Annotated in this window: 13 protein-coding genes; 7 read left to right on the top strand and 6 right to left on the bottom strand. The window is 62.5% G+C overall.

The genetic code is table 11. The features are described 5' to 3' along the window. Nucleotides 1-242 precede the first annotated feature (242 nt). Nucleotides 243-1,262 (bottom strand): NAD(P)H-quinone oxidoreductase, encoded by a 1,020-nt coding sequence (locus tag ACEW8G_RS13490; protein ID WP_373488926.1) that lies wholly within the window; start codon nt 1,260-1,262, stop codon nt 243-245. Between the two features lie 89 nt (nt 1,263-1,351). On the opposite strand from ACEW8G_RS13490, the gene ACEW8G_RS13485 reads away from it, so the two are divergent. The 5 genes from ACEW8G_RS13485 to ACEW8G_RS13465 all read left to right on the top strand — a co-directional run bounded on the left by ACEW8G_RS13485 (nt 1,352) and on the right by ACEW8G_RS13465 (nt 6,201). After that, the gene (locus tag ACEW8G_RS13485) at nt 1,352-1,552 is read left to right on the top strand and encodes a DUF1192 domain-containing protein (protein WP_373488925.1); all 201 of its coding nucleotides are present in this window, start codon (nt 1,352-1,354) and stop codon (nt 1,550-1,552) included. A gap of 236 nt (nt 1,553-1,788) precedes the next feature. Then, entirely contained in the window at nt 1,789-4,119 is a 2,331-nt protein-coding gene (gene clpA, locus ACEW8G_RS13480; RefSeq protein ID WP_373488924.1) for an ATP-dependent Clp protease ATP-binding subunit ClpA, read from the top strand. Nucleotides 4,120-4,239: 120 nt separating this feature from the next. Beyond that, a complete protein-coding gene (locus ACEW8G_RS13475) occupies nt 4,240-4,632 on the top strand; it encodes an acyl-CoA thioesterase (RefSeq protein ID WP_373488923.1) in 393 nt (130 codons plus the stop codon). Continuing rightward, the gene (locus tag ACEW8G_RS13470; protein ID WP_373488922.1) at nt 4,629-5,225 is read left to right on the top strand and encodes a GNAT family N-acetyltransferase; all 597 of its coding nucleotides are present in this window, start codon (nt 4,629-4,631) and stop codon (nt 5,223-5,225) included. The genes ACEW8G_RS13475 and ACEW8G_RS13470 overlap by 4 nt, the downstream gene beginning before the upstream one ends. A 97-nt stretch (nt 5,226-5,322) precedes the next feature. Next, on the top strand, nt 5,323-6,201 hold the full coding sequence (locus tag ACEW8G_RS13465; protein ID WP_373488921.1) for a methyltransferase domain-containing protein: 879 nt from the start codon (nt 5,323-5,325) through the stop codon (nt 6,199-6,201). Nucleotides 6,202-6,264: 63 nt separating this feature from the next. Here the strand turns inward: ACEW8G_RS13465 and rpsI are convergent, their stop codons facing one another. The 4 genes from rpsI to ACEW8G_RS13445 form a co-directional block, all read right to left on the bottom strand. Continuing rightward, complete coding sequence (rpsI, locus tag ACEW8G_RS13460) at nt 6,265-6,780, bottom strand: 30S ribosomal protein S9 (RefSeq protein WP_373488920.1); 516 nt, start codon at nt 6,778-6,780, stop codon at nt 6,265-6,267. Then, nucleotides 6,780-7,259, bottom strand: coding sequence for a 50S ribosomal protein L13 (gene rplM / locus ACEW8G_RS13455; RefSeq protein WP_373488919.1), 480 nt, complete (start codon nt 7,257-7,259; stop codon nt 6,780-6,782). Before rplM ends, rpsI begins: the two co-directional genes overlap by 1 nt. 225 nt (nt 7,260-7,484) lie before the next feature. Next, nucleotides 7,485-7,823, bottom strand: coding sequence for a divalent-cation tolerance protein CutA (gene cutA, locus ACEW8G_RS13450; protein ID WP_373488918.1), 339 nt, complete (start codon nt 7,821-7,823; stop codon nt 7,485-7,487). Beyond that, nucleotides 7,820-8,911: a COX15/CtaA family protein gene (locus tag ACEW8G_RS13445; protein WP_373488917.1), complete on the bottom strand. Its 1,092-nt coding sequence runs from the start codon at nt 8,909-8,911 to the stop codon at nt 7,820-7,822. Before ACEW8G_RS13445 ends, cutA begins: the two co-directional genes overlap by 4 nt. A 94-nt stretch (nt 8,912-9,005) precedes the next feature. Between ACEW8G_RS13445 and ACEW8G_RS13440 the strand changes: the two genes are divergently transcribed. Together ACEW8G_RS13440 and thiS are read left to right on the top strand one after the other, a co-directional pair. Next, nucleotides 9,006-9,389, top strand: coding sequence for a MerC domain-containing protein (locus ACEW8G_RS13440; RefSeq protein ID WP_373488916.1), 384 nt, complete (start codon nt 9,006-9,008; stop codon nt 9,387-9,389). 78 nt (nt 9,390-9,467) lie between these two features. After that, nucleotides 9,468-10,496 carry a sulfur carrier protein ThiS gene (gene thiS / locus ACEW8G_RS13435; protein ID WP_373488915.1) on the top strand — a complete coding sequence of 343 codons (1,029 nt, stop codon included), beginning with the start codon at nt 9,468-9,470 and terminating at the stop codon, nt 10,494-10,496. Nucleotides 10,497-10,521: 25 nt separating this feature from the next. On the opposite strand, the gene ACEW8G_RS13430 is transcribed toward thiS, so the two are convergent. Beyond that, a partial coding sequence (locus ACEW8G_RS13430) for a thioredoxin family protein (RefSeq protein ID WP_373488914.1) occupies nt 10,522-10,923 on the bottom strand: 402 nt, incomplete at its 5' end.

Genomic DNA, 10,923 nt, shown 5'->3' with positions numbered 1-10,923 from the left:
CGGTGACATTGTCCAGCAGGTTCTGGCCATCACCCCGGTCAAGCCCGGCTTGGCCGCCGACCAGCGCGCCGATATGGTCGCCGTATTGTTCCAGTGACATAACCTGCGAACTCCCGAAAGAAACATCCTTCGGGACCAAGCCAATGGCGGCTTAATGTGACAATTAGAATCGCATGGCGATGACGGGAATGTGACAGTGCGTGGGCCGGGCCGTGTCAAACCGGGCCAGAATGCGCGCCGCGTCAGGCAATTTCGAGCACGATCTTGCCGATCAGATCGCCCGATTCCATCTGCGCGTGCGCCTTGGCCGCATCGGCCAGCGGATAGCGGCTGTGGATGATCGGCGCGAGATCGCCTGCTGCCACCAGCGGCCAGACCTCGCGGGCAATCTCGTCAGCCAGCAGCGCCTTGAACGCGTTGGAGCGCGGGCGCAGCGTCGATCCGGTGAGCGTCAGGTGGCGGCGCATGATCTCAAGCACCGAGATGTCGGCCTGCATGCCCCCCTGCACCGCGATGGTCACATTGCGGCCATCGTCGGCCAGACACGCCATGTTGCGCGGCAAGTAACTGCCGCCGACCATGTCGAGCACGATCTCGACGCCCTTGCCGTCAGTCAGCGTCTTGACCTCTTCGACAAAATCCCGGGCTTTGTAGTTGATGGCGTGCGCCGCACCGATGTCGAGCGCGGCGGCGCATTTGTCGTCGGTGCCGCAGGTGACGATGACACGCACATCAAACAGCCTGCCCAGCTTGATCGCCATCGAGCCAATGCCGCTGGTCCCGCCGTGGACCAGCACGGTTTCGCCGTCGCGGGCGTAGGCGCGCTGGAACAGGTTGTGCCAGACGGTGAACAACGTTTCGGGCATCGCTGCAGCCTCGGCCATCGTCAGCGCGGCGGGCACCGGCAAGCAGTGGTCGGCGCGGGCAAGGCAATATTCGGCATAGCCGCCGCCTGCGACCAGCGCGCACACCGGCTGGCCCAGGATCGCATCATCGGTATCGGGGCCAACCGCAATGACCGTGCCCGCGATCTCGAGCCCCGGCACATGCGGCGCGCCCGGCGGCGGCGGATAAAATCCCTGCCGCTGGATCACATCGGGGCGGTTGACGCCCGCGGCCGCGACGCGGACCAGCACCTCGCCTTCGCCCGCGACCGGGACCGGCATTTGCGTTGCCACCAGCACCTCTGGTCCGCCGGGCGCGGCATAGTCGACGGCCTGCATGGTCGTGGCGATGGGGTGTCGATGTGCGGCGGCTGACATGTTCTTGCCCCTATTTTGCGCGCGGTCAGCGGGAATGTGCGCAATCGCCCTTATTGACAGCAAGCGGCATCGGGTCAACATTAACAGTTATGGATGGAGACGAAAGCCTCGCCCGGCTGCGCGCCGATGCTGCCCAGAAACTGGGCACTGAAGACATTGATGCCTATTCGGTAGACGAACTGGGCGCGCGGATTGCGCTGTGCCGGGCGGAAATTGGCCGGTGTGAGGCCCGCAAGGCGTTTGCAACTCAGCACCGTGCCAGCGCGGAGGCGCTGTTTAGCAAGGGCTGATCGGGGGCAGGCCCGGATCGCATATAGGTCTGGCATAGACCTTGCTAGCATTTATTCACAACAACACCCTTGTGCCTCGCTGGTTTTGGCGTGACACTGTCTTATATTGATACCAGGCGCCCGCGTGGCTTTGGGGCAAGGCAATGCGGCGCCTGATTGAAGAGGCCCGGCTCTTTTTCCGGGCAGTGTGACAAAGAGAGCTGACGTTTCAGGTTCGCTCACGGAGTATCGACATCATGCCGTCATTTGCAGAATCCCTCGAAAAAACCCTGCACCAGGCGTTGCACAATGCCGCTGACCGGCGGCACGAATATGCCACGCTTGAGCATCTGTTGCTCGCGTTGATCGATGACGCGGATGCGGCGCAGGTGATGCAGGCCTGCGGGGTGGACCTTGGCGAACTGGGCGATGCGGTGACGCATTATCTCGATAACGAACTCGACTCGCTGAAAGTCGCCGAAAAGACCGACCCCGCGCCGACCTCGGGCTTCCAGCGCGTCGTCCAGCGCGCGATCCTGCACGTCCAGTCGTCGGGTAAGGATGTGGTGACCGGCGCCAATGTGCTGGTCGCGCTGTTTTCCGAGCGCGAAAGCTATGCAGTCTATTTCCTGCAGCAGCAGGACATGAGCCGCCTCGATGCGGTGAGCTATATCAGCCACGGCATCGGCAAGGGTGGCCAGGCGGTCGAACCACGCAGCCCGCGTGGCAGCGAAGAGCCGCAGGAAGACAAGCAGGACAACGCCAAGCAGAAGAAGGACAGCGCGCTCGACCAGTTTACCGTCAACCTCAATGCACGCGCAATGGCGGGCAAGATTGATCCGCTGATCGGGCGCGGGCCGGAGGTCGACCGGACCATCCAGATTCTGTGCCGCAGGTCAAAGAATAACCCGCTGTATGTGGGTGATCCGGGCGTCGGCAAGACCGCGATTGCCGAAGGGCTGGCGCGCAAGATCGTCGAAGGCGATGTGCCAGAAGTACTTGAAAAAGCTGTCATTTATTCGCTCGATATGGGCGCACTGCTGGCAGGCACGCGCTATCGCGGCGATTTTGAAGAACGGCTGAAGCAGGTCGTGTCCGAGCTTGAGAAAATGCCCGATGCGGTGCTGTTCATCGACGAGATCCACACCGTGATCGGGGCAGGCGCAACCAGCGGCGGCGCGATGGATGCCTCCAACCTGCTCAAGCCGGCGCTCTCCAACGGCTCGATCCGCTGCATCGGATCGACCACCTACAAGGAATTCCGTAACCATTTCGAAAAGGATCGCGCGCTGCTGCGCCGGTTCCAGAAGATCGATGTCAACGAACCGACCATTGAAGACACCGTGAAGATTCTGAAAGGCCTGCGCAGCGCCTTTGAGGAGCACCACAACGTCAAATACACGCCCGAAGCGATCAAGGTCGCGGTGGAACTGTCAGCGCGCTACATCAACGATCGCAAGCTGCCCGACAAGGCAATCGACGTGATCGACGAGGTCGGCGCTATGCAGATGCTGGTGCCTGCCAACAAGCGGCGCAAGATCATCACCGCGCGCGAGATTGAAAGCGTGATCGCCACGATGGCGCGCATTCCGTCAAAATCGGTGTCCAAGGATGACAAGAAGGTGCTGGAGCATCTTGACCGTGACCTGAAGCGGGTGGTGTTTGGCCAGGACAAAGCCATCGAGGTTCTGTCGAGCGCGATCAAGCTCAGCCGTGCAGGCTTGCGCGATCCGGACAAGCCAATCGGCAATTATCTGTTTTCAGGCCCCACCGGGGTCGGCAAGACCGAGGTTGCGCGTCAGCTTGCCAGCATCATGGGCATTCCGCTGCAGCGCTTCGACATGTCTGAATATATGGAGCGGCACTCGGTCTCGCGGCTGATCGGCGCGCCTCCTGGCTATGTCGGCTATGATCAGGGCGGGCTGCTCACCGATGCGATCGACCAGCAGCCGCATTGCGTGCTGTTGCTCGATGAGATCGAAAAGGCGCATCCAGATCTGTTCAACATCCTGCTGCAGGTGATGGACAACGGCAAGCTAACCGATCATCACGGCAAGACGGTCGATTTCCGCAATGTTGTGCTGATCATGACCACCAATGCGGGCGCGGCGGACATGGCGCGCGAAGGAATCGGCTTTGGTGATGTCAGCAAGGAAGATGCGTCGGACGAGGCGGTGAAGAAGATGTTCACGCCGGAATTCCGTAACCGTCTCGATGCGATTGTGCCGTTTTCCTATCTCGGATCAGAGGTTGTGGCGCGCGTCGTCGACAAGTTCATCTTGCAGCTCGAACTGCAGCTGGCTGACCAGAATGTGCACATCCGGCTCGATCAGGCGTCGCGCGACTGGCTGTGCGAGCGCGGCTATGACCGGCTCTACGGGGCGCGGCCGATGTCGCGGCTCATCCAGGAGAAGATCAAACAGCCGCTCGCCGAAGAGTTGCTGTTCGGCAAGCTGGTCAACGGCGGTGAGGTTAATGTGCATCTGAAAGATGGCGCGCTCGCCTTCGAGATCGTCTCGGCGCCGCCCAAGGCTCCGCGAGCCAAACGACCGCGTACGAAAAAGGCCAGCGATACCAAGGCGGATTGAGAAAACGGCCCGGTTGGCACACGCTCACCGGGCCTTATCCTGCTACTTATGCCTTGCTTCCTAATTTGCCTTTCTGCGCTCCCGAGGGGGAGATTTGAACCCACACTCTGACGGCTTGCCATGAACACCTTCGTCCGCACCTTTACCGCAACGCTCGAGCACATCGATGAGTTGGGCCATGTCAACAACGCGGTGTGGGTGCAGTGGATTCAGGACATCGCCGTGGCACACTGGCAGGCGGCGGCGGACCCGGTTCATGTCTCGGCATACTTCTGGGTCGTGGTGCGGCACGAGATCGATTATCGCGGTAACATCGGCGTGGGCGAGCAGGCGCTGGGTCGCACATGGGTGCCCGGAACCCCGCGCGGTGCGCGGTTCAATCGGCACATTGTCTTTGCCGATGCACGCGGCAAGGACATTGTCACCGCCATCTCGACCTGGGCGATGATCGACCGGGCGAGTGGTCGTCCGGCGCGGGTGACGCCCAATATTGTCGCCGCATTTGCCGAATGAACGATCCGCGCCTTATTGTCGCAGGTGATGCACAAAATGCGCCCGCAATCGTCGAGACGCTGTCGCTCGCCTTTCAGGATGACCCGGCGGTCAGCTGGATCCTCCCCGATGCGAATCAGCGCCGCGTGCGCCTGCCGCGCATGTTCGGCATATTAACCCCCGCCGATCTCGCCAGCGGCATGGCGCTGCGTTCACCCGGCGACGAGGTCGCCAGCCTGTGGCGCGCACCGGGCAAGGCGCACACACCGACGCTGCAGATGTTGGCGCTTGGCTGGCCGCTTATGCGCACCTTCGGCAGCGCACTGGCCCGCGCGCTTGGCGTAAGCGGCGCGATTGACGGCCACCACCCAAAGGGCATCGATTATTGGTATCTGCACTATGTCGGCGTGCGGCCGCAGTCGCAGGGCAAAGGCTGGGGCGGGGCAGTGGTCCGCGCCGGTCTGGAGCGCGCACGGAGCGAGGGCAAGCCGGTCTTCCTCGAAACCGCAACGCCCGCCAATGTCGGCCTTTACCAGAACCTTGGCTTCCGCGTGCTGAGCGAATGGGATGTGCCGCGTGGCGGACCGCATTTCTGGTCGATGCTCGCCGATTGATGGCGTCGCGCGGGTTGTGCGTTCACCCGATTTTTACCCCCTGTGATTAGCCAGTTCCTGACAATTCGTCAGGACGAAGCAGCTGGGGGGCCGCGACATGGCACAGGACTGGCCAGCCATGGCCTGCAACCATTGTGGATCGCACGACGCGCATCTTGTGGCCCGCACCGAGGGCTACCACCTCGTTCGCTGCAGCCATTGCGGGCTCGCCTATATCGCCGATCCGCCCGATCCTGATGCACTTGCCGCGATGTATCAGGGCGAGGCCAACTATCACAGCGCGCTGCACGACCCTGCCAGCCGGGAATTTGCCAAGATGGCGGGTGTCGCCGATGCGCATCTCGCCTTTACCCGGCAATGGGCCAGCACCGGGCGGTTGATCGACATTGGATGCTCGACCGGGCTGTTTCTCGACAAGGCTGCCCGTGCCGCGTTCGAAGCCTCGGGGGTCGAATTTTCACGCCGTTCAGCGCAGTTTGCCCGCGATCAGTTCGGCCTGACGGTGCACGAGGGCGACATCAATGCGCTGGGCAGCGAGACCGAAGCCTACGATATCGTCACCATGTTCGACGTGATCGAGCATGTCCGCGATCCGGCGGGCGATATCGCGGCGGTCCATCGCCTGCTCAAACCCGGCGGGCTGTTCATCGTCTCGACGCCCAATATCGATGGCCTGTTCCCCAAATCGTCGCATCCGCTTGCCGGGCTGCTGGGCTATTGGCCGCACCCCGAGCCGCCATGGCATCTCTATCAGTTCTCCGTCAAAACGCTGTCGGCGATGCTGGAAAAGGCGGGCTTTGCCTGTCTTGGCACGCGCCATACCGCGATTGACCTCACCTATACCTTCGGGCGCCCGCGTGATCTGCTGCGGAGTCCCAAGCGGCTGGCTTATGCGCTGGCCTTTGCCCCCTGTGCAATGCTCGGTCCGCATATCGGTCAGGGCGACTGGTTCTATCTCGCCGCGCGAAAGAGTTGAGCGACACAAAAAAGGCCCCGGATCGCTCCGAGGCCTTTTCTTGTATCTGACGTAAAGCCGCTATTAGCGCTTCGAGAACTGGAAGCTCTTGCGCGCCTTGGCCTTGGAGGATTTCTTGCGCTCGACGGTGCGGCTGTCGCGGGTCAGGAAGCCGGCGGTCTTGACCGCGCTGCGCAGCGCGGGCTCAAACTTGCTGAGTGCCTGGCTGATGCCATGCTTCACAGCGCCGGCCTGGCCCGAAAGGCCACCACCCTTGACGGTGCAGACCACATCATACTGGCCGCGACGTTCGGTGATGTCGAACACCTGGTTGATCACCAGACGCAGCGTCGGGCGGGCGAAATAGATTTCCTGATCGCGGCCGTTGACGATGATCTTGCCCGATCCGGGCTTGATCCACACGCGCGCCACGGCATCCTTGCGGCGGCCGGTGGCATAGGCGCGGCCCTGCTTGTCGAGTTCCTGCTCGCGGATCGGGGCAGGCGCGCCGCCACCACCGGTGTGTGCGGTGTTGACGGGGGCACCGGTATCGGCGGCGATGTCCTTGATGTCGGACAGGGATTGCACGGTATCAGACATTATGCACCCACCTTGTTCTTGCGGTTGAGCGAGGCAACGTCCAGCGCCTCGGGCTGCTGCCCGGCGTGCGGATGTTCGGTGCCCGTGAAGAGATGCAGGTTGCGCATCTGCTGGCGGCCAAGCGGACCACGGGGGACCATGCACTCCACCGCCTTTTCAAGCACGCGCTCGGGGAAACGACCGTCGAGCACCTTGGCTGCGGTCACTTCCTTGATGCCACCGATATAGCCGGTGTGCTTGTAATAGACCTTCTTGTCGCGCTTGTTGCCGGTCAGCATCACCTTGCCCGCGTTGACGACAATCACGTGATCGCCGCAATCGACGTGCGGGGTGTAGCTGGGCTTGTGCTTGCCGCGCAGGATGTTGGCGATGATCACCGCAACGCGGCCAACCACCAGTCCGTCGGCATCAATAATGTGCCATTTCTTTTCGACCTCGGCCGGCTTGGCCGACTTGGTGGTCTTGAGCAAAGCCTTCATGGCCTTAACCTTTTCGCTGTGGCTGGCAGGATTTGGCGATGGCAAACCCATGCCACGCCGAGGTCCATTCAACCGATTCGTAAAACTTCATGTCGAACTCTGACATCCGACCGGAAGCGGCGCTCATGACGATCTGTAGCCTGTAAGTCAAGCATTGCGCGCGTTTGCCGTGAGGTATTATAATACCATGCAGCAATCTTGGCCGGTCAATGACCGGTCAAACGCTTACGCGATGGAGACGGTGGCGCTTTCGACCCAGCTGCGAAAGCCGGGCGGGCAGTATTCGACCGGCAGCACCAGCACGGCCGGTTCGTCATAGCTGTGCAGCTGAACGATGCGCGCGACCAAGGCCTTCGATTGCGGCAGCGCGGTCTTGAACAGCACGGCGACCTCGGCCTGTTCGGTCAACGCGCCCTGCCAATGATAGATCGATGTGGTGCCGCCAAGAATGTTCGCGCACGCCGCCAGCTGCTCGCGCACCACGGTGCGGGCGATTGTGCGGGCTTCTTCGTCGTCAGCGAACGGGCAGTAGACCAGCCGGATATCGCTGACATCGCCGGTCATTGCGCGCCTGCCAATTTTGGCGCGGGCTGCGTCGTGATCTGGTACTGACCCAGCCGATGCGCGCCCCCGGCGACGCTGGCAACCAGCAGCGCCCCGACCGCCTGATGCAGCACTGCCAGATGCAGGTTGACCCCGGTCAGTACTGTGGCGATGCCGAGCAGGATCTGTACCCCCAGCGTCGCATTGATCGCAACCGAGATCGTCCGGTCATGTCGGCGGACCGCGCGGGCGAGCACGATCAATGCAGCAGCCGCAACAAACGCCCACCAGCGGTGGATGAAATGCAAAAGGAACGGATCATGGGTGAACGTATAAATCGCCCCTTGCGACCAGTCGATATCGACTGGAACAAACGCGCCGTTCATTCTGGGCCAGGTGTTCGCGGCATAGCCCGCGTTCATCCCCGCCACCCATGCGCCGAACAACAGCTGCACGAACAGGATGACGATGACGGTGATGCTCAGGCTTGTCAGGCGCGCGGGCCGTGATTGCGGATCACGTGCGAACGCCTGCAGGTCGCGCGCGGTCCAGATCAGCCCGGCCATGATGAACAGCGCGGTGAGCAGATGCACCGCCAGCCGGAAATGGCTGACATCGGTGCGCTCGGAAAGGCCCGATGTGACCATCCACCAGCCGATGGTGCCCTGCAGACCGCCCAGCGCCAGCAGCGCCACCAGCCGCAAGCCATAGCCGCTGGGGATGGAACGACGTAGCGCGAACCACGCGAGCGGCACGGCAAAGGCCAGCCCGATCACGCGGCCAAGTAGGCGGTGAATATATTCCCAGAAATAGATGGTTTTGAACTCGGCAAGGGTTATGCCGAGGTTGACCTCCTTATACTCGGGGATTTGCTGGTATTTGGCGAACTCGGTGGCCCAAGCGGCGTCGCTCAACGGCGGCAGTGTGCCGGTAACGACATTCCACTCTGTGATCGACAGGCCCGATTCGGTCAGCCGAGTGATGCCGCCGACCACCACCATTACGAAAACAAGCAACGCTACGCCATAAAGCCAATAGGCAATGGCCCTCGGCTGGGCCGAAGCAGCCTGCGGGCGGGCTGGAACAAGCGCTTCTGAGAGGCTGGTCATATGCCACGCATTTCGGGTGCAGGGCACTGTCATGCAAGCAGTTTTTTTGCACAAAACTGGTTAAGTGGCATTGCGCCATGATATGTTGTCACCTATGTCGCATGACATGTTGTCTCGTCTCTCCCGCTCCGGTCAACTCGACTCGGCCGCCATCGCGCTTTCCGCATTGTGCATCGTGCATTGCGCGGCCGGGCTTTGGCTGGTCGCAGGCTTTGCTTCGCTGGGCGGGGTGTTCCTGTCGCCGTTGGTGCACGAACTCGGCTTTGTTGCAGCAGCGGTGATGGCGGCACTGGCGCTTGGCCATGGGGCGTTGCGGCATGGCGCGGGCCTGCCGCTGGCCATCGGCTCCATCGGCATCGGCGCGATGCTGGTTGCGTTGTGGCTGCCGCATGAGAGCGAATATGGCGCGACGCTGGTCGGGGTGGCGGCGCTGACCGTGGCGCATATCCTCAACTATCGCACCGCCCGGCAGGCCTGACAAAAGCCTGCCCGTCGTCAGTCACGGCCTGATTGGGGCTTGCCCTTGGGCCACGATCCGCGCCATGAGGGCGTCGTCATGAACGAGCCCCTCCCCAATATCACCCTGCATATCAATGGCGAGCAACGCCGCGTTCCCGAAGGGCAAAGCCTTGCCGATCTGGTGCGCACGCTCGGGCTCGATCCCGCGAAGGTGGCGGTTGAGCGCAACCTGACCATCGTGCCGCGCTCGACGCTGGCCGAGGTCGCGGTGGCAGACGGCGACACGCTGGAGATCGTGCATTTCGTGGGCGGCGGTGACCATGCGGCTGATGACAGCTCGACTAACGATAGCTGGCCTAACGATAGCTGGAGCGTGGCCGGCCGCACCTTCCGCTCGCGGCTGATCGTCGGCACCGGCAAATACAAGGACTTCGCGCAGAATGCCGCTGCTCTCAAGGCCTCGGGCGCCGAGATTGTCACTGTCGCGGTGCGCCGGGTGAACGTGTCAGACCCGAATGCGCCGATGCTGACTGATTTTATCGACCCCAAAAAAGTCACCTATCTGCCCAACACCGCCGGGTGCTTTACCGGCGAGGACGCGATCCGCACGTTGCGGCTGGCGCGTGAGGCGGGTGGCTGGGATCTGGTCAAGCTTGAGGTGCTGGGCGAGGCCAAGACGCTGTATCCTGATATGCACGAGACGCTGCGCGCGACCGAAATCCTCGCCAACGAAGGCTTCAAGCCGATGGTTTACTGCGTCGATGATCCCATCGGCGCGAAACGGCTTGAAGATGCGGGCGCGGTTGCGATCATGCCGCTCGGCGCGCCGATCGGATCGGGGCTGGGCATCCAGAACCGCGTCACCATCCGCCTGATCGTCGAGAATGCCAAGGTGCCGGTGCTGGTCGATGCCGGGGTCGGCACCGCGTCGGATGCCGCCATCGCGATGGAACTGGGCTGCGACGGGGTGCTGATGAACACCGCGATTGCCGAAGCCAAAGACCCGATCCGCATGGCGCGCGCGATGAAGCTGGCGGTCGAGGCGGGGCGCGACGCGTATCTTGCCGGACGCATGGGAACGCGAAAATATGCCGATCCATCGAGCCCGCTGGCCGGGCTCATCTAACGGCCAGCCCGCTCGCGGGGCTTATCTAGAGCGCTTTCACAAGCGCGGTCAGACTGTCAACGGTCAGCACCTGCGGCAGGATGACCGGCGGTTTGCCGGGCGCATACCAGACATAAAGCGGCACGCCTGCGCGGCCCTGCGCTTCGAGAAAGCGGCTGATCTCTGCATCGCGCCGGGTCCAGTCGCCCTCCAGCACGGTCACGCCTGCGGTCTTGAAGGCGGCGGCGGTCGGTTCGCGCTGGATTGCGGCGGCTTCGTTGGCCTTGCAGGTGATGCACCAGTCGGCGGTGAAATAGGCGAACACCGGGGTTTCTGCCGCGCGCAGATCGGCCAGCTTCGCTTCGCTGAAGGCCTGCGTGGGGACAACGCCATTTCCCGATTGGGCTTCGGCGCGCGATCCGCCGTCGAGCGGCAGCAGCGCAATCGC

The organism is Blastomonas sp. (genome assembly GCF_041747255.1).
Classification (GTDB): domain Bacteria; phylum Pseudomonadota; class Alphaproteobacteria; order Sphingomonadales; family Sphingomonadaceae; genus Blastomonas.
The sequence above is the reverse complement of the archived record's forward strand: the minus strand, read 5'-3'. Positions and strand labels throughout refer to the sequence as shown.